17 protein-coding genes are annotated in these 17,419 nt (G+C 45.3%); 5 read left to right on the top strand and 12 right to left on the bottom strand.

What is annotated here, in order from left to right:
• The first annotated feature begins 422 nt into the window (after positions 1-422).
• The gene (locus IT291_06465) at positions 423-929 is read left to right on the top strand and encodes a hypothetical protein (GenBank protein ID MCC6220864.1); all 507 of its coding nucleotides are present in this window, start codon (positions 423-425) and stop codon (positions 927-929) included.
• A gap of 429 nt (positions 930-1,358) precedes the next feature.
• On the opposite strand, the gene thrC (IT291_06460) is transcribed toward IT291_06465, so the two are convergent.
• The 8 genes from thrC (IT291_06460) to ilvB all read right to left on the bottom strand — a co-directional run bounded on the left by thrC (IT291_06460) (position 1,359) and on the right by ilvB (position 11,849).
• Positions 1,359-2,693: a threonine synthase gene (thrC, locus tag IT291_06460; GenBank protein ID MCC6220863.1), complete on the bottom strand. Its 1,335-nt coding sequence runs from the start codon at positions 2,691-2,693 to the stop codon at positions 1,359-1,361.
• A complete protein-coding gene (locus IT291_06455) occupies positions 2,693-3,325 on the bottom strand; it encodes a hypothetical protein (protein ID MCC6220862.1) in 633 nt (210 codons plus the stop codon). Before IT291_06455 ends, thrC (IT291_06460) begins: the two co-directional genes overlap by 1 nt.
• Positions 3,326-3,343: 18 nt before the next feature.
• Positions 3,344-5,797: a bifunctional aspartate kinase/homoserine dehydrogenase I gene (thrA, locus tag IT291_06450; protein MCC6220861.1), complete on the bottom strand. Its 2,454-nt coding sequence runs from the start codon at positions 5,795-5,797 to the stop codon at positions 3,344-3,346.
• A 21-nt stretch (positions 5,798-5,818) separates the two neighbouring features.
• Complete coding sequence (ilvD, locus tag IT291_06445; GenBank protein ID MCC6220860.1) at positions 5,819-7,495, bottom strand: dihydroxy-acid dehydratase; 1,677 nt, start codon at positions 7,493-7,495, stop codon at positions 5,819-5,821.
• 21 nt (positions 7,496-7,516) lie between these two features.
• Positions 7,517-8,668 (bottom strand): threonine synthase, encoded by a 1,152-nt coding sequence (thrC, locus tag IT291_06440; protein MCC6220859.1) that lies wholly within the window; start codon positions 8,666-8,668, stop codon positions 7,517-7,519.
• 96 nt (positions 8,669-8,764) lie between these two features.
• Positions 8,765-9,802: a ketol-acid reductoisomerase gene (gene ilvC, locus IT291_06435; GenBank protein MCC6220858.1), complete on the bottom strand. Its 1,038-nt coding sequence runs from the start codon at positions 9,800-9,802 to the stop codon at positions 8,765-8,767.
• A gap of 32 nt (positions 9,803-9,834) precedes the next feature.
• On the bottom strand, positions 9,835-10,071 hold the full coding sequence (ilvN, locus tag IT291_06430) for an acetolactate synthase small subunit (GenBank protein MCC6220857.1): 237 nt from the start codon (positions 10,069-10,071) through the stop codon (positions 9,835-9,837).
• A 14-nt stretch (positions 10,072-10,085) separates the two neighbouring features.
• Positions 10,086-11,849 carry a biosynthetic-type acetolactate synthase large subunit gene (gene ilvB / locus IT291_06425; GenBank protein MCC6220856.1) on the bottom strand — a complete coding sequence of 588 codons (1,764 nt, stop codon included), beginning with the start codon at positions 11,847-11,849 and terminating at the stop codon, positions 10,086-10,088.
• 1,319 nt (positions 11,850-13,168) lie between these two features.
• On the opposite strand from ilvB, the gene IT291_06420 reads away from it, so the two are divergent.
• A complete protein-coding gene (locus IT291_06420; protein MCC6220855.1) occupies positions 13,169-13,693 on the top strand; it encodes a methylated-DNA--[protein]-cysteine S-methyltransferase in 525 nt (174 codons plus the stop codon).
• A gap of 230 nt (positions 13,694-13,923) precedes the next feature.
• Here IT291_06420 and IT291_06415 read toward each other — a convergent pair whose 3' ends face one another.
• Entirely contained in the window at positions 13,924-14,445 is a 522-nt protein-coding gene (locus tag IT291_06415; protein ID MCC6220854.1) for a DMT family transporter, read from the bottom strand.
• Between the two features lie 450 nt (positions 14,446-14,895).
• Here IT291_06415 and IT291_06410 point away from each other — a divergent pair, with 450 nt between their 5' ends.
• Entirely contained in the window at positions 14,896-15,141 is a 246-nt protein-coding gene (locus IT291_06410) for a hypothetical protein (GenBank protein ID MCC6220853.1), read from the top strand.
• On the opposite strand, the gene IT291_06405 is transcribed toward IT291_06410, so the two are convergent.
• From IT291_06405 to IT291_06395, 3 genes are all read right to left on the bottom strand, one after another.
• Positions 15,131-15,403, bottom strand: a complete 273-nt coding sequence (locus tag IT291_06405) for a type II toxin-antitoxin system RelE/ParE family toxin (GenBank protein MCC6220852.1) — start codon at positions 15,401-15,403, stop codon at positions 15,131-15,133. The two genes, IT291_06410 and IT291_06405, sit on opposite strands and share 11 nt — an antisense overlap.
• Before the next feature lie 17 nt (positions 15,404-15,420).
• Entirely contained in the window at positions 15,421-15,642 is a 222-nt protein-coding gene (locus IT291_06400; GenBank protein MCC6220851.1) for a hypothetical protein, read from the bottom strand.
• 93 nt (positions 15,643-15,735) lie between these two features.
• Positions 15,736-15,903, bottom strand: a complete 168-nt coding sequence (locus tag IT291_06395) for a hypothetical protein (protein MCC6220850.1) — start codon at positions 15,901-15,903, stop codon at positions 15,736-15,738.
• Positions 15,904-16,419: 516 nt separating this feature from the next.
• On the opposite strand from IT291_06395, the gene IT291_06390 reads away from it, so the two are divergent.
• Both IT291_06390 and IT291_06385 read left to right on the top strand, forming a co-directional pair.
• Positions 16,420-16,833 carry a type II toxin-antitoxin system RelE/ParE family toxin gene (locus tag IT291_06390; protein ID MCC6220849.1) on the top strand — a complete coding sequence of 138 codons (414 nt, stop codon included), beginning with the start codon at positions 16,420-16,422 and terminating at the stop codon, positions 16,831-16,833.
• Positions 16,799-17,113, top strand: a complete 315-nt coding sequence (locus tag IT291_06385) for a helix-turn-helix transcriptional regulator (protein ID MCC6220848.1) — start codon at positions 16,799-16,801, stop codon at positions 17,111-17,113. Before IT291_06390 ends, IT291_06385 begins: the two co-directional genes overlap by 35 nt.
• Positions 17,114-17,419: the final 306 nt, after the last annotated feature.

The raw sequence follows: 17,419 nt of genomic DNA, 5'->3' as shown, positions 1-17,419 counted from the left end.
TTGTGCTCACGTATACTTGCTGCCAAGTATCGTAGCTGACCACAGAAGCATCTTGAGCAAGTGCTACAACGCCAACATGTGTTGAACTAAAAAAGAAGCCAATACAAAAAGTTGTAATCAGCGTTTTTAAAAGAGCCCTAAAGAGCCGCATAATTAACTCCATGTGAATAAAATATTAAGTTTACCACAAATAATTTGAGTTTTTCTAAGTAAATCGTTAACCTACCATAACTTTTTAGCAATTGCCTTTCGCTCGTATCTCTTTTTAGTCGCGCGTGAGGCGAACTTGATCTTTGATTAAACGAATCATCCAGCTCCATGTTATCTCATTGCGCAAGAAAATTCCCCTTGAAAATAGTAGTATATTAAGGTAGTATATTTTACGTAAACGTTATGCGCTTTTACGTTTGTTGCTAAATATTATGTGTTATTTACTTGTTCTTGCAATCGCATTTCTGCTGTATGCATCAATATGCCTCCTAACTGGACGCTCATACACACCTAAAACATGGGGGTGGATTAATGGCGACGGTACTCCTGGGATGGCGCAATGGCTATTTTGTGGCACAACAATGGTCATGGCTATAGTCATGGCTATTTTTTTTCGCGATGCTACCTGGCTACGCAATATTATCGATACAATTTTCAGTCCTACAGGCATGGCGATAATTGCCATGGCGTTTGCGGGATTCCTTGCCTGGCAAGGCACAGTGGGGGTAATGCGAGGCACAGTTTCCTTTTACTGGCTAAGTAGGCGCCGAAAAGTAAGTCGCTCAGATAATGCAACCTTTTTTTCCCTCGCAGTTTTCTATTACTACCTCGGCGCGTTTATTTTTTTCGCAGCTGGAATATATGTAGCACAACTAACTCCAGAGGAGCTAAGAAGCAGCTCCTTTCGCAAGCATGCGGTCGCTCTGCTATCTTCATGAGGCCATCGAATGAGAATTAGAGTTATTTGGCCGAATTGAACAACTAGCTAGTTATGTCGCCATGCCCATAGCCAATGTTTCCCCCAACTTAAAATCCACCTCTCTTGCTGATATGATCATTTGTTGTCTATAAATCTTTCCTGTCTACCGAAACGGGGCAACTTCAATAAGGTTCTTCAATCCACTTGGCATTAGGGAACTCTTCTTTTGTTCTTTTGAGCAGTTTCTTAAGAAAGGCCGCCCATTCTTCGGCGTAAGTGAGATAGTCGTGAGTATTGAATCTCAACATTAAACGCGCGAATCGCGCGATAATGCGGCCCTATGTCGTAAAATTTAAGGCCGACAAACTCTTGATTATTTTGGCAAACTAGAAACACCACATGAAGTTGCGGAAAAATCGTGGAATTAAGGTTCGGTATTACGAAAAATCTAGCCCCTAAGATCCAAGCTTAACAACAATTCCCGAAAATCCTGAAATTCTGGCGACATACTAACTGAACACTTGGGCTTTTCCAGGCAACTAGCTAATTGCTGGGGGATATCTACCTTCTCTCCGGTAGCCTCTTGCACGACTTCCAAAAACTTTGCAGGATGAGCTGTCTCTAAAACTATCCTCTCTGTCTTAGAGTTTTTATATTGCATCTTCTGATATTCCCTGAGACCTAGATAGCTAACCGCACCATGGGGATCGAGGACATAGCCATACTGTGAAAAACATTGCTTTATGGCTTGCCGAGTTTCGTCATCGCGAAAGCTAAATCCAATTATGTCCTTTCTCATTAACGCCACGTCGCCCCGATATATATCCAGCAGCCGATAAAAGTTGCTGGGATTCCCAACATCCATAGCGTTAGATATAGTCGCAATCGATGGCTGGGGCCTAAACTCACCCGTTTGTAAGTAATCCGGTACCACTTTATTGGCATTTGTTGCGGCAACGAGCTTCTCCACCGGTAGACCCATTCTCTTAGCGAGGCAAGCAGCAGTTAGGTTGCCAAAGTTTCCACTCGGCACAGAAAATACCACACTCTGACAAGGGCTAATCTTGCCTTGTCGGCACAAGGCCGCATAGGCACCAAAATAGTAAAACATCTGGGGAATCAACCTAGCAATATTAATGGAATTTGCCGAGGTGAGATCAACTACATCTCTTAGCTCCGCACTGCCAAACGCCTGCTTTACCAAGCCCTGACAGTCATCAAAACTTCCCTCAACCTCTAAGGCAACAACATTTCCACCAAGAGTTGCAATCTGCTGCTCCTGTATCCGACTTATCCGCCCCTTGGGATACAAAAGGACTACGCGCACTCCCGCTAATCCATAACAAGCATTGGCTACCGCACTTCCAGTATCACCCGAGGTCGCCGCAAGAACTATGAATTGGCGATTGGCCTCCTCTGCAAAAATTTGCAACACTTGCGCCAAAAACCTTGCGCCAAAATCTTTAAACGCCAGAGTTGGTCCGTGAAAGAGTTCCAATATTTGGACATGATCACCCAGTGGCACCAAAGGAACGGCAAAATCAGCACTAGACTTAACAACCTGGCGCAGCTGGGCCGCAGACAACGCCCACGCCACATAGGGCGCCGCAATCTCTACCGCCATCTCCGCAAAGGACAATTTTTCCAGCTGCCGCCAAAAAGTTTCGCTTAATTTAGGCACCTCCTCGGGCATGTACAAACCAGAGTCAGGGGCGAGACCTTGTAGCACAGCATCGCGAAAACCCACCCGCGGACACTTCTTAGTTGTGCTATAGTAGCGCATTATCCCCCAATCTTCTTTAACAACTGCTGAGCGGTAAAATCAGCACTCTCTCGCTCCGCGTGCGCAATAACCACATCAGCATAGGATTTATAGCGCTCCTCGCGCCACTGGTAGAGCTCCTTAAAACAGCGCCTCATGGCGCACTCACTCGACTCATCCGACATTGGGTGGAAAAACTCTCCCCATATTAATGGCTTCTGCTCGCTTATATATCGGTGGAACATGAGATCCAGAGCTTCTCTAGGAGTTGCGAAATAAACAACCACCGTAAGCTCCTTAAGGCGCTGCATTATCTCATCGCCAGTGTAGATAACGCTTCCCGAGGTATCCAGAACTATATTATCCAGCCTCTCTTCAAGGGCTATTTCCTCGCCCCACAGCACTTCTTTCATCACTGCTGTTTCGCCATCGATTAAAACTCCTTGGCGCTGTAAATAACCAGCCTCATAAGGCCATCCCAGCCATTTACCAAGCTCCCCAGCTTCAGTGGAGCTAGCTTCTATTAATGGAGTAGCGAGCTTACTTCGCAACAACTCATCGCAGCATATTAAATCAAAACCAGCTTCAGCAGAAAGCCTCTTCGACCAATAGGTCTTACCAGTGCCAGACAGACCAATGATACTTATGCGCATATCTATTAGAAAAAACCTTTAGTCCGATAACCTAATAATATCTGCCAAAACCCCTGCCGCGGTAACATCAGTGCCCGCACCGGGGCCCCTTACCACCAAGGGCCGCTCGCAGTATCGCTTAGTGAGAAAAGAAATGACATTGTCTCCTACCGCCAGCGAATAAAACGGATGCTCTGGCCCAATGCTGCGCAACAAAACCGTCGCCCTACCGTTCGCCAAGCTAGCGATATAGCATAACTTCTCGCCTCGCTGCTTAGCCCTAGCCAGTCTATCGTCAAAAATACTCTCCCTCTGGGACAATTCACCAAAAAACTCTTCCACCGTAGAGCAATTGCGACATTCTGCGGGAACCAAGTTCTCTACTTCGACATCGCTAAGTTCTAGAGCAATACCTATTTCCCGGGCGAGAATTAATATCTTTCTAGCAACATCCATTCCGCTTAAATCGTCGCGGGGATCGGGCTCAGTATAACCCTTATCGCGAGCTTCTTTGACCACATCAGTGAAGCCGCGCTCCCCCGTAAAGGCATTAAAAATAAAGCTCAGCGTTCCCGAAAGCACTGCCTCTATTTTAATTACCTCGTCGCCACTTAACAAAAGATCTCTTAGCGTGCTAATCACTGGCAATCCCGCACCAACATTAGCTTCATAATAAAACTTAGTGTTCGACTTAATTGCCGCGTTCTTTAACGCCTTGTATTCACTCCAAGACCTAGAATTAGCCTTCTTATTTGGCGTAACCACGGCGATGCTTGCGGACAAAATATCTTTATACGCCGCTGCAATATTGTCATCTGCGGTGCAATCCACAAAAACACTCCTAGGCAAATTCGCAGCTCTCATCTTTTTAACAAATTGAGTGATATCCATAGCCTCAGTGCTAGAATTCAAATCCTTCTTCCAATTTGCAAATGCTACTCCCTTAGGAACGAACAGCATTTTATTGCTATCGGCAACACCAATCAGTCTTATCTCTAAACACTGCTCACTAAGCATTGCGCCTTCCTGCTCCGCCATTTGCTCAAGCAGCTTAGACCCCACCTTGCCTGGCCCAACTAAAAAGAGATTTAGTCGCTTCTTATCCGAAAGAAAGAACGCCTCGTGTATGACATTTAAAGCCTTGGCCTGATCTTTTTTCGACACCACTGCCGAAATGTTTAGTTCAGAAGAACCTTGGGCAATAGCTACTATGTTAACTCCGTTTTTTCCCAACGCCTGAAACAATCGTCCAGCAATTCCAGGCGAGTGCCTCATGTTCTCGCCGACTGCCGCAACAATTGAAAGATTGCCTTCCACCACGACCTCATCAATTTGTCCCGCCTGAATTTCTAGCGCAAACTCAGCCTCTATCGCCTCCCTAGCTATTAACTCAAACTCCGGCAGCACTGCTATACATATAGAATGCTCGGACGATGCCTGCGTTATCAAAATAACACTTACTTCCTTGCGCGCCAGCGCCCCAAATAATCTATGGGAAACACCAGGCACTCCAACCATTCCGCTGCCTTCAATCCTAAGTAACGAAATCTCATCAATGGCAGACACGCCTTTTACGACTTGCTGAGATACGATATTTTTTTCCGAAATCAGCGTCCCCGGAAACTCAGCGTTAAACGTATTTTTAATCCGCAAGGGTATATGAGCCGCCAGTGCGGGTTGCATAGTGGGAGGGTAAATGACTTTGGCGCCAAAATGAGAAAGCTCCATCGCCTCCTCATAAGTCATTTGGTCAATTGAAAATGCCTTTTCAACCTTTCGCGGATCGGCAGTCATTACTCCATCGACATCTGTCCAAATCTCAATCTCCTCCACACCCAACGCCGCCCCAAAAATAGATGCGCTATAATCAGATCCACCGCGCCCCAATGTCGTAGTATCGCCCCTAAGCGTCGCTCCGATAAAGCCGGTAACTACCTGTAGTCCCTGCCGTGACTCGAAATAATTGCGAATATTCTCATAAGTCGTATCAACATCCACTTTGGCCTTAGAAAAGCGCTCATCTGTGCGCACTAATATGCGAGCATCCAGATAATCGGCTTGGATGGCATTATCCTTAAAAATTTCGCTTATTAAAAACGCTGAACACCTCTCACCAAAACTCATCACCATGTCTAGCGTTTTAAGGGAGGCTTCCCGCACCAGATATATTCCGTAAAGAATGCCCTCTAATTCCGCCAGTGTGCTATTTAGAGCATTGAGTATCTGAGTTCGCCTTTCACAGTTGAAAAAAAAATCCGCCACTAGGCGATGTCGATCGACAATTGTCTGTGAGATATCCTTATAAGCGACATCGCCACTTGCGGCTACTTTTGCCGCAGATATTAGCTGATCAGTTATTTTCTCAAAGGCCGACACCACTATCGCTAGCGGCCTCTCCTCTCCCCGCATCGAAGCCACTATTTCTGTAACCTTCTTAATAGCCTCAGTAGAACCTACCGATGAACCCCCAAATTTTATTACTTTCCGCAGCATCGCTTAGCTCCGTGCCCCACTCTAAGCCTCATCCGTAACGCATCCCACACTCGCTGACTTAACAGTTCTCACATACTTAAAAAGGGTGCCATTAGTAGACTTAAGCGCTGGAGGCCTCCACCTTTCTTTTCTAAGCGCGAGCTCGCGATCGTCCACCTCAAGCATTAACGCATTTGCCCGCGCATCAATTGAAATAATATCGCCATCCTGCACCAGCGCAATTGAACCCCCCTCTTGCGCTTCGGGAGTCACGTGCCCAACTATAAATCCGTGCGAACCGCCTGAAAACCTGCCGTCCGTTATCAATGCCACATCGCCGGCCAGCCCAGCGCCAACGATGGCGGATGTGGGAGTTAGCATTTCTGGCATCCCAGGCCCACCCTTTGGCCCTTCATAGCGAATGACAACTACATCTCCTTTTTTAATCTCACCGCACTCTAAGCCTTTTAGCATGGCCTCTTCCGAATCATAAACTCTCGCCATCCCCTTAAACGAAGTCCCCTCCTTCCCCGTAATTTTCGCCACCGCTCCATCAGGCGCTAAATTTCCGCGCAATACCTGAATATGCCCGCTGCTTTTAATAGGCTCGCTTGTCTTATTGATAACTTCCTGACCCGGCACTAAATCTGAAACATTCGCAAGATTTTCCGCAATCGTTTTTCCCGTAACAGTTAGACAGCTTCCCTCTATTAGCTTTTCGGCCAACAAATATTTCATTAACGACGGGACGCCACCGACCTTGTGCAAATCCTCCATTACGAATCTTCCGCTGGGCTTTAAATCAGCCAAATACGGGGTCTTATTACTAATGACTTGAAAATCATCCAGAGATAGTTTAACTCCAACTGCTCGCGCCATTGCAATAAGGTGTATTACTGCATTCGTAGAACCGCCTAGCACCATGACCATGACAACTGCATTCTCAAAAGCCTCGCGAGTCATAATGTCACTAGGGCGAATATTTCGCTCCAGTAGGTTTTTAATAGCGGCGCCCGCAGCAAAACACTCGTTTAGTTTTTCATGATACTCAGCTGGCGTAGATGCGCTTCCCGGCATTGTCATGCCTAAAGCCTCTATCGCAGAAGCCATTGTATTAGCCGTATACATCCCGCCACATGCGCCCGCACCCGGACAGGCTTTTTCGACAATATCTTGGCGCGTCTCCTCATCGATGCGCCCTGCCACGTACTCGCCGTAACTCTGAAAGGCAGAAACTATATCCAAAGCCTTACCATCTCTACATCCCGCTGAGATTGTTCCGCCATAGACCATTAGCGATGGGCGATTTAATCTAGCCATCGCCATGATGCACCCCGGCATGTTCTTGTCGCAGCCTGGAATTGAAATATTTGCGTCGTACCACTGAGCGCTCATCACAGTCTCAATAGAATCTGCAATTAAATCCCTAGATTGCAGCGAATAGCTCATGCCTCTAGTGCCCATGGAAATGCCATCGCTTACGCCTATGGTATTAAAACGCAAACCCACCAGCCCTTCAGCAGTTACGCCTGCTTTAACTTTTTCAGACAAATCTAGCAGGTGCATATTGCACGGGTTCCCTTCAAACCACATACTGCAAATCCCAACCTGCGGCTTATTCATATCATCTCTACTTAGCCCAGTAGCATAGAGCATCGCTTGAGATGCGCCCTGACTCTTACATTGAGTAATACGGCTGCTATACTCATTAATAGACATATACAAACTCCCAAGTAACCTCTATCGAGGCTTTGTAACAGCTTCCTCTTCCAAGAACTCGCTCTTATAAAACGCCAAAAAATCCGTTAAACTGGGGCGAATAGTAGTTGCTTTAGGTGTCGCATCGAGCAATGGTTGCGGATCTTTTAAGCCATCGCCAGTAAGAACGCACACTACTTTTTCACCCTTGCCAATACTTCCATCCCGACAGCACTTACTTAGAGCTGCAAGCGTGACAGCACTCGAACATTCAACAAAAAGACCCTCTTCCGCTGCCAGGCGGTTATGGGCGAAAAGCGCCTCTTTATCGCTAATCTTAACTCCCATACCATTACTAGCATAGATTGCATCTAATGCCTTAAGTCCATCCAGCGGATCCGCAACTCCGATTGCTGAACAAATCGTGTCTACTTTTGATAACGGCTCGACAAGTTTTTCGCCTTTCAAGAAACTATCTACAATTGCCGATGCCCCACTTGCCTGCACACCTATCAATCGCGGTTGCTTCTCAATTAATCCCAAACCAAAAAACTCCCTAAAACCCTTAGCGTAAGCACTAATATTTGTGCCGCCCCCCATGGGAACGAAGATCGCATCTGGCACTTGATAAAAAAATTGATCTACCAATTCAAACGCTGCGGTCTTTTGACCCTCGATGCGAAAGGCGTAATCGCCCGCAAGATACAGCCCTAGATGTTCTGCAACCGTTTTCGCTAAACTTGCCGCAGTATTGAAGTCACCTTCTACCTGGATTACGCGCCCGCCATACGAAATCACCTGGGCAAGCTTAGATGTGGGCACACCTTTAGGAACAAACACATAGCAGGGAATTTGCGCGGCAGCGGCATAACAACAACATGACGCTGCCATATTGCCAGTAGATGCCACCGCAATTCCGGAAGCTCCCAACTCCCGCGCTACGCTAATCTCTACGGCCGAACCGCGATCCTTAAACGAGCCCGTGGGATTCTTGGACTCCACCTTAAAATACAGCTTAACACCTAACTCAACACCAATGCGCTTGCTCTTAATTAAAGGCGTACCGCCTTCGCGCAATCCGACAAAGCGGTGATAGTCTTTAATGGGCAAAAACGGCAAATATTTAGAAACTGTGGAAGGAGCCTCGCGAAAGTATGTAAAATCTACTTTGGTCTTTACCACTTCCAAATCCATCTCCACTTCCCAAGGCGACATTTCGCCCGTAAAAACCAAATTGCAAGGCTTAACTTCCCCCCTCGTCACATAATCAACTATTCTAAACATGCTGCTCTAAGGCCTTAGCTTCCTAACCTGTTCGCCAGCTCGCCATATCTCCATGTTGCGCATTTCCGATAGCTCCGCATCCAATCGCTGCCTATAATCTGGCCTATTATTCGCCTCGATGACTATCCTAGCTTCTTCGCCACTTTTTACTTTGCGATACAGATCCTCAAACACTGGCTCAACTGCCGCTCTAAATTTTGGCAACCAGTCCAACGCTCCTCGCTGCGCCGTCGTAGAACAGTTGCTATACATCCAGTCCATACCATTTTCGCCGATTAGTGGCACCAAACTTTGGGTAAGCTCCTCTACGGACTCGTTAAACGCTTCACTGGGGGTATGCCCATTGCGACGCAACACATTGTACTGTGCCTCGATAATTCCAGCCAATGCACCCAACAAAACCCCTCGCTCGCCTACTAGGTCACTGCACACCTCCTTCTGAAAAGTCGTTTCAAAAAGGTAAGCTGAACCAATGCCAATTCCATAGGCACAAATTTTTTCCAATGCACGCCCGCTAAAATCCTGACCAATCGCGTAACTTGAATTAATGCCACGCCCATCGACGAACAACCTACGAACACTCATGCCCGAACCTTTAGGAGCCGCTAACACAACATCGATATTACTTGGTGGCACAATGCCCGTCTGATCGGCAAAGCCAACACCAAAACCATGACAGAAGCAAAGCGTTTTGCCTTCACTTAAACGCTCCTTAACCACCGGCCAGCTCTGAATTTGCCCGGCGTCCGAAAGAAGGTAGCAAATAAAGGTTCCTCGCTTACAAGCTTCTGCTATGTCGAAAAGATTCTCATTCTCCTCCCATCCATCCTTCAAAGCTTTGTTCCAAGATGGCGAATTCTTCCTCTGCCCAACTATCACATTAAAACCGTTATCTTTTAGATTAAGGGCTTGAGCTGGTCCCTGAACTCCATAGCCTAGAACCGCGATTGTCTCGTTCTCTAAAATCCTTCGCGCCTTTTCCAATGGGAACTCTTCTCGCGTAACAACATTTTCCATCGTCTCGCCAAATTTTATCATAGCCATAAACATCTCTCCATTATTTCTAAGCTGCTTCCTTAACCTGCCGACACCTCAAAAACCTCAACGACTCGTCGCATTCTACTAACTATTTGCTCAATTGCAGATTCCTCTACAAACACTACTATAGAAAAACGCGAAACGCCCTTGGTCTCGGTCTCTTTAACATTTAAGCTCTCGATATTAACCCGCCTCTGCGTAAGCACTGACGCTAAGCGATGTAATACCCCAGGGGCATTCGCAGTTAGCGCAGAAATGGTATACTGTTTTATCATGTCTCTTCCATCCCTTATTTCAATCTCATTTGCTGCACCGACGCCCCTGCTGGCACCATGGGGAATACATTCTCCTCGCACTCTACCACAGCCTCTAATAAATATGGACCTTTGGCCGACAGCAATGCCTCGATGCCGTTAACGAGTTCCGATCTCTCAGCAATTCGCCTGCCCTCTATCCCATAGGCACGGCAAATTCCAACGAAATCTGGATTCTTGAGCTGGACAAAGGAATATCTTCGCTCAAAAAACAGTTCCTGCCATTGCCGCACCATCCCCAGATAACTGTTATTTAGAACCAGTACTTTTACCCCAAGTCCTTCCTGAGCAATAGTGGCTAATTCTTGAATATTCATCTGGAAACCTCCATCGCCAATAATCGCAACTACTTCTCTATCGGGATTGGCAATTTTTGCACCAATAGCCGCGGGAAGGGCAAATCCCATAGTTCCCAAGCCGCCTGAACTAATAAAGCTCCTAGGCCTGCTAAACTTGTAATACCGTGCAGTCATCATTTGATGTTGCCCAACATCCGCCACGACTAGGGCCTCTCCGGCACTGCATTCAGAAAGAACATTTACCACCTCGCTCATATGTAGAGGCAAGCTGGAATGAGGATTGACAGCCTGGGAAATTACGTTGTCGTGCTCGACCGACTGACATTTCGAAAATTCCTCTCGCCACAATGGATGTTTCGCCTCATGCACCATGGGCAATAATGCAGCAAGTGCTTGCTTTGCATCTGCAATTATCGCCACATCCGCCTTAACGCTTTTGCCAACTTGAGATGGATCGATTTCAATATGAATTATCTTTGCCTTATTGACATAAGTGCTAGCATCTGAAGTAACGCGATCGTCAAATCGCAAACCCACTCCCATAACTACATCCGCATTGTTTGCAAGCACATTTGGACCGTAGTTCCCATGCATGCCGAGCATCCCGACAAAAAGGCTATGCCCAGTAGGAACGGCAGATAAGCCGTGCAAAGTACTAGCAACTGGTATGTCTGCCTTCTCGGCAAGTTGCAGCACTTCGGCTGCACAATTAGAAAGTGCAACTCCATGTCCAATGAGCATGTATGGTTTTCTCGCTCCGTTTATCAGCGCTGCTGCCTCCGCCAGGTCTTCACTGCTTAGCGTAGACGTTACACGAGGCGTAAAAGTATTAACTTTAAGCTCATCTAAATCGAGCAGTGCCATCATGGCATCTTTGGTGATATCTACGAGAACTGGGCCGGGCCTTCCGCTCTTTGCGATGCAGAACGCCTTGGCCAATATCTCAGGTATTTCCACCGCCGACGTAATCTGGTAGTTCCATTTGGTAATGGGAATCGTAATGCCGATTATATCGGTCTCTTGGAACGCATCACTTCCCAAAGCCCAAGAATTGACCTGTCCAGTAATGCACACTAATGGAACCGAATCCATCATAGCATCGGCAATGCCGGTAACTAGATTTGTTGCGCCTGGACCAGAAGTAGCTACGCACACGCCTACTTTTCCACTAGTGCGCGCGTACCCCTCTGCAGCATGAGCTGCACCTTGCTCATGCCGTACTAAGACGTGCCTAATCTTATCCTTAGCATCAAAGAGAGCGTCGTAAAAAGGCATTATGGCTCCGCCTGGATAACCAAAAATCGTCTCTACTCCCTCTAGAATGAGAGCCTGCACAATCGCCTGTGCACCACTTAAGACACGTGGCTCCAATTTTTGCCACCTAATCCGCTGATTTTCAGTTCCGCCTCCCTCTCGGTCAGATATCCCCTCGCTATCCATAATCAATAGGTCTCCCAAGTTTTGTCCTGTAAAATAAAAAAGCCCCGCGTCTCTTTCGAGGCGCGGGGCTTTTTTTCTCAAGCCATTTTCGCGTTACAAACGCGGCCCGCACCTCGGCATCGAGGTAATAATCACCACGAGAACGGTCACTAAGGTGCGAAGTGAATTAAATAACATGAAAAAATCGCTTGCTGTTTCCAAATAAGCCTACAAAACATTACTGCTAGCAAACTTCCATATTCCTGTCTACTAAAAAATTAAAAAATATCCCCCTTCCCCCTTAGGCCGACCGACCCATCAGCGATGTCAACGTGCTAGCAGAAAGCCTTAATGACTTGAAATGTCTTAGCATCGGATCTAACTAATAAACTCTCGGAAATAGTTTGTATTTTACCTTTGAAGCGTATTTGCGATAGCTTGGTTCTTGCATTAAGGCTTTTTCTTCATTTTCAATTCTAACTAGTTCGCCAAAGAAAAAGGCTGATATAAACGCTATATTTAGAAGCGAGATATTATTCACTAAGAAACCAAAGACGCTTATGAAGGTACGACAAATAAAGAGGGTGCCTGACTAGTGAGTATAGCCCAGAGCTCTTAATATTTCTAACCGCGGGAAGCCACAGAGAAACTCGTATTAAGACACAAGATAGCAAAAATTTGAAGGCATAAACCGACAACCTGCATCGCATAACCGACTAAGAAAGTTGTATGACCTGGAGGTTGCGTTAAAAATAGGATTGCGTAAGTTCCACTGACGGCCGCTACTATGTCTTTAAATCCAATGTATGTTACTTTTGCAACTGGTCTGACGATAATAAAAAAACAGTCTAGTATGATTTTTACTAGTATCAAGTACAATGATAATTTAGCATTGCCACTCAGATAATCATCAATGTTTCTAGGAAAATAAATAAACAATGCTATTGCAACGTATGCAGTTGTCGACACTAGCTGGCAAACTAAATTCCCCTTTTTGCTGTCTATTTTGTTTTTCACGTATTTTTACTTTGTGCACCGAAGCAAGTTCTATCTTCTAAGATACAATTCAATGTCTATGATACTCGAACATGCTTATTACACTATTTATGTTCTTTACAAAAATGGTTTATAAGTGTGGGAATAAATAGTCTTGACAGAAGGTAGTTTATAAAAATGATTAGGGGAGCAACATATTTATAGCATTTACAAAAAGGATTTTTGTAAATGCTATAAACAGCAAGTGCGTAAGCACTTGCCAATAAACAACAAATACCGTTTCCAAAAAGTAAAATATTTAACTTACTTTGTGGAAACGGCTTAGCAGTCTTAGCGCAATTGATATGAACTCGTTTGAGCTGCCAACAGTTACTTGTACTTTCAAATCTCCATTTGGCCCGTTTTTTTTAACGGCAACCACTGGAGGCCTCGTTTCTTTGGTGTTTGCAGATAGCGGAGCTGCGGATAGCGCGCGCACCAGGCGTAGGACATTGCCAAAAAAACACCTAAAAACCGCACGACAAATATTACGGAATAGTAGAACACTTTTGCGGGACTATTTTAACGGCGATCTATCTGCGCTAAGACGTATAAAATTAGATGCTATTCGCGGCACAGAATTTCAAAAATCAGTATGGAGCGCAGCTAAAGCCATTCCGCCCGGCAGCACCAGCACATATCGCAACATTGCCAAAACTCTCGGCAAACCTCGAGCTTATCGAGCAGTTGGCAATGCCCTAAAAGCAAATCCAATCTGCCTTGTCATCCCCTGTCACCGCATCATATCATCGACAGGGAAACTTGCCGGTTACGCCGGAGGCACTAAGCGAAAAGTCGTCCTACTGCAACACGAAGGCGCAATTATATGAGGGTCGCCTATGGAAGCATTTCAATCAAACACTCTACGCAAGCGCGACTCACACATGTAATCCGACACGTCTATACCGTTTCCAAAAAGTAAAATATTTAACTTACTTTTTGGAAACGGTATAACTTACTTTTTGAAAATTGCACGACGAAAAAATGCCAGTCGAAAAGGTGTAACAATTCGTCCCCCATATGGCTACATCAAAAAGTTCGCAAGCAACAGGCCGGGTTGTTACGTTCCCTCTATAAAACGAGCATGGACTCGCTGATACCAATAATACCCCACTACAATTATGCTTGCACCCAAGACTGTTCGAAAATGGAGTTTCTCTTCGAGAAAAATCATAGCGATAAGAGCTGAATACACCGGTACAAAAAAATACAGGCTCGCGTTAATCTTGGCCGGTAACTTTGTATTCACTATTCCCCAGAGCGTATGTGCTATTGCCGTGCAAGCGAGACCCAGAGTGACTAAAATAGACCAATCCACCATTGCTAGATCCCAAGAGGTCTCCTCCTTAAGAAACAAGAAAAACAGTAATCCAAAAATATACTGCAAGAGCGATCGTTCGTAATCGGTAAACAGTGCGCTAAAGAGCTTGTGAAAACAAGCGAGAATTGCAAAAACGAGGCTCGCTCCCACCGCAACAAAAAATCCCATTGTCTCGTTTGACTCAAAATTCAAAGAAGGAAGCATTAGAATTACTCCGGAGAATCCTAAAATAAGCGGCGCGCGCGACGTCATTGAGTTCAATGAACTTATTTCCTCAATTCTCTCTGACCATTCACCATACTTGATAGCAGCTAATTTTGCTATACGTCTAAAGGTAACGCAGTTTAATCGCGGCTATTTGGTTAGACGAAGACCAAAAGATAGCACACTCTTTTTTGGCGAGCGCATTCAGACGATGGAACTACGAAATAACATGCGAAGTGGAATCTGCCCAACATCTACAGGCGCTACTAGTTTCCCTTCGGGAAAGCTTTGGTGCTGTGTTAGTCAGTATAGAGGTCGTTATGACATTCAATCATTTTGTAAAATATCGTTTTTTTATAGATTAGCAGTAGTATTGAGAATTTACCCGCAAAGTTTGCGTATCCAGGCGAAGGCAAACTGCGTATTCTGAAATATTTGGCCACCGACTACTGAAAATTCGGCCACCTGTTAGTCTGAGCTTAGCGGCAAGGTAGTTTTCCTCAGGACATGCCTGGTCCTCTGCAATACGGTTTTGGGGTAAAGGCGTTTGCGCTTAACTTAGTAACGGCCCGAATGGTAGCGATATCGCGAGTGCAAAAAATGCTCGCTACTTTACTGGGTGTGACCATATCGGAAAGCACGATTCTTGGCTATATTTTGCAGATTTACAAGCACCTGGAGGATTGGGAAAAGAGTGCTAAACGGGCGATATTATTAGTGCGCGAAAAAAGCGCCTGCCAGTTTAGCGTTTAGCATAAACCTCGCGACGATGGCCTATTTTCACAACCAGCACTACCAGAGCTGTCCTGCGAACTTCATATAAAACTCTATAGTCTCCAATTCTAATTCTATAGAGCTGTTCTTGCCCTTTAAGCTTTTTTATCTTTAGAAGTTCTGAAAAAGGGTTTATCGACAGAACCTTTAGGGCTTCGACAATTCGATCTTGAATCTTAAGTGGTAGCTTATTAAACTCCTTGCGTGCGCTATGGACAAATTCAACGGCATACACAGACATAGCCAGGCGCGTCGCCTTCACTTCCTTTTCTTTTGCCCTGCGAGAACCTCGTCCAAACGAAAAGTCTCCTCGCCTCGACGTTTGTAATAAGCCTCTAGATCAATTTCGTCCTCCAGCTGCTCAACCAACGCCTCTTCCACGACAAAACGCAACTTTAGGCCGCGGCGCTTGCAGTAATCGCTCACGGCTTTTTTAACGCGAGCATCAATTATGGTCGAAAGCACGGCTATGTCACTCATAGAAGTCAGTCTAAATTAAAACTCTTTAAAAAACAAGAAAAATCTTTTCTTTGCGCCGCAAGCGTTTTGCCTCAAAAAGAATGTCTGGGCTGTCTATAGGTAAATCGCTCTGAATAGAGTTTCGATGTCGTTTAGGTCGTTGTAAAGATGAGGTGCGACGCGAATGGCATTTCCACGCACACTTACGAAAATGTTTTGCTTTCTTAGGCGGTCGGCTAGATCTTCCGGGAGAGCCGTTTTGGTTGCATAGAGTCCTAACATATGAGGTGAGCGCACTAAAATAGTCCTCCGAGCTATTGGGATACTTTAACTTCTTTAAACCTACATTACATAACTATTCGAAACTTCTCTAGATATTTGCAAATACGAATTGCACGCTTAATTACCAATAGAATCACAGCCCTATCTACTTCCTCAAAGCACAGGTTGCAATTGAGGCTAGGAGCGCTATCCTTTAAAGTTAGCCATGATAGTAGATTCACAAATATACAAATCCCCTCTTGGCCCCATACTTCTAGCGGCCACTCCAAAGGGAATTATTACTCTGGTCCTTGCGGATCATAGGAAGCAAATCAGACCCTGCCTCTTTCCTGGCTGCCTCTCGTTGTCACTGGATTATAGAAAATTCTCTGCATTACACCAAGGATGTCGCCTACAGGGAAGACGTTCAGACAATGCATTTATAGCATTTACAAAAAGGATTTTTGTAAATGGTATAAGAAAGCCCTGCCAATCCAGTAATTTGACAGTGTAACACTATACTGTTACACTCTACTAATGTCAGCAACTCGCTTAGTCCTCTACCAGGGATCGGCTTTTACAATAGAGTGGTTTTACGATGAACGTGGCCGAAGTCTTGCTCGCGAATTTTTTCTGGCGCTTCCCGATAGTAGAAAGGCTGCTTTTTTGGCGTTAGCTCGGAGACTGGGAGATGCCGGTGTTATTCGAGATGAAACAAAGTTTCGCAACGAGGGAGATAAGATTTTTGCTTTCAAGCCTCAACCGGAACGGTATCTCTGTTTCTTTTTTGCCGGTCGCAAAGTGATTATCACTAATGGATTCGAAAAGAAAAGCCAGAAACTATCGCCGCAAGAAAAGGAAAAAGCGGTTCGTGCCAAGAAAAATTATGAACATCGAGTAAAAAATGGAAGCTACTATGAAACGTTTACGAAAATTCAGAAGCGACTATGATGAATTTGTGTCCACACCTAAACGCAAGAAGCTTGTGGAAAAAAAATACAAGGAACTGTGCCTCTCAGAAATCATTATTGCCCTTATGGAGCAATCAGCCATTTCCGTGCGAGAGCTAGCAAAAGAAATAGGCGTATCTCCAACAGTAATACAAGGCATACGTTCTGGGAAGCACGCCAATATTACGCTCAACACTCTCTTTGAGCTGACATCAGCCCTGGGAGCAAAAGTGCAACTAGAGATTGGCGATAAAATTATTACGTTACGGGACAAGAATTAGTTAGGGCGTCGTATAAACCGTTTCCAAAAAGTAAAATATTTAACGTACTTTTTGGAAACGGTATTTGTTGTTTATTGGCAAGTGCTTACGCACTTGCTGTTTATATCATTTACAAAAATCCTTTTTGTAAATGATATAAACAGCCTGCCTTTAAGACCGCGAAAACGAGACGGCATTAAAGCTTTTGCTCTATACTATGGGTTCGAGTTGAGCAGCATAGGTTTGAATAAGTTCGTACCTGCCTGACGAGTCATTCCCCATTAGCACATTAAGGGCATCCCAGGTTTTAGCCTCATCGGCCGTAGT

The sequence above is a fragment of the Deltaproteobacteria bacterium genome (assembly GCA_020845775.1).
GTDB lineage: Bacteria > Bdellovibrionota_C > UBA2361 > SZUA-149 > JADLFC01 > JADLFC01.
Note: the sequence above shows the minus strand (reverse complement) of the source record. Positions and strands in the feature narration are given on the sequence as shown.

Excerpts from the sequence above, each read along its gene's own strand:
- IT291_06465 (MCC6220864.1), top strand. The coding sequence starts at position 423 with ATGTGTTATTTACTTGTTCTTGCAATCGCATTTCTGCTGTATGCATCA.
- thrC (MCC6220863.1), bottom strand. The coding sequence starts at position 2,693 with ATGCGCTACTATAGCACAACTAAGAAGTGTCCGCGGGTGGGTTTTCGC.
- IT291_06455 (MCC6220862.1), bottom strand. The coding sequence starts at position 3,325 with ATGCGCATAAGTATCATTGGTCTGTCTGGCACTGGTAAGACCTATTGG.
- thrA (MCC6220861.1), bottom strand. The coding sequence starts at position 5,797 with ATGCTGCGGAAAGTAATAAAATTTGGGGGTTCATCGGTAGGTTCTACT.
- ilvD (MCC6220860.1), bottom strand. The coding sequence starts at position 7,495 with ATGTCTATTAATGAGTATAGCAGCCGTATTACTCAATGTAAGAGTCAG.
- thrC (MCC6220859.1), bottom strand. The coding sequence starts at position 8,668 with ATGGATTTGGAAGTGGTAAAGACCAAAGTAGATTTTACATACTTTCGC.
- ilvC (MCC6220858.1), bottom strand. The coding sequence starts at position 9,802 with ATGGCTATGATAAAATTTGGCGAGACGATGGAAAATGTTGTTACGCGA.
- ilvN (MCC6220857.1), bottom strand. The coding sequence starts at position 10,071 with ATGATAAAACAGTATACCATTTCTGCGCTAACTGCGAATGCCCCTGGG.
- ilvB (MCC6220856.1), bottom strand. The coding sequence starts at position 11,849 with ATGGATAGCGAGGGGATATCTGACCGAGAGGGAGGCGGAACTGAAAAT.
- IT291_06420 (MCC6220855.1), top strand. The coding sequence starts at position 13,169 with ATGAACTCGTTTGAGCTGCCAACAGTTACTTGTACTTTCAAATCTCCA.
- IT291_06410 (MCC6220853.1), top strand. The coding sequence starts at position 14,896 with ATGCCTGGTCCTCTGCAATACGGTTTTGGGGTAAAGGCGTTTGCGCTT.
- IT291_06405 (MCC6220852.1), bottom strand. The coding sequence starts at position 15,403 with ATGTCTGTGTATGCCGTTGAATTTGTCCATAGCGCACGCAAGGAGTTT.
- IT291_06400 (MCC6220851.1), bottom strand. The coding sequence starts at position 15,642 with ATGAGTGACATAGCCGTGCTTTCGACCATAATTGATGCTCGCGTTAAA.
- IT291_06395 (MCC6220850.1), bottom strand. The coding sequence starts at position 15,903 with ATGTTAGGACTCTATGCAACCAAAACGGCTCTCCCGGAAGATCTAGCC.
- IT291_06390 (MCC6220849.1), top strand. The coding sequence starts at position 16,420 with ATGTCAGCAACTCGCTTAGTCCTCTACCAGGGATCGGCTTTTACAATA.
- IT291_06385 (MCC6220848.1), top strand. The coding sequence starts at position 16,799 with ATGAAACGTTTACGAAAATTCAGAAGCGACTATGATGAATTTGTGTCC.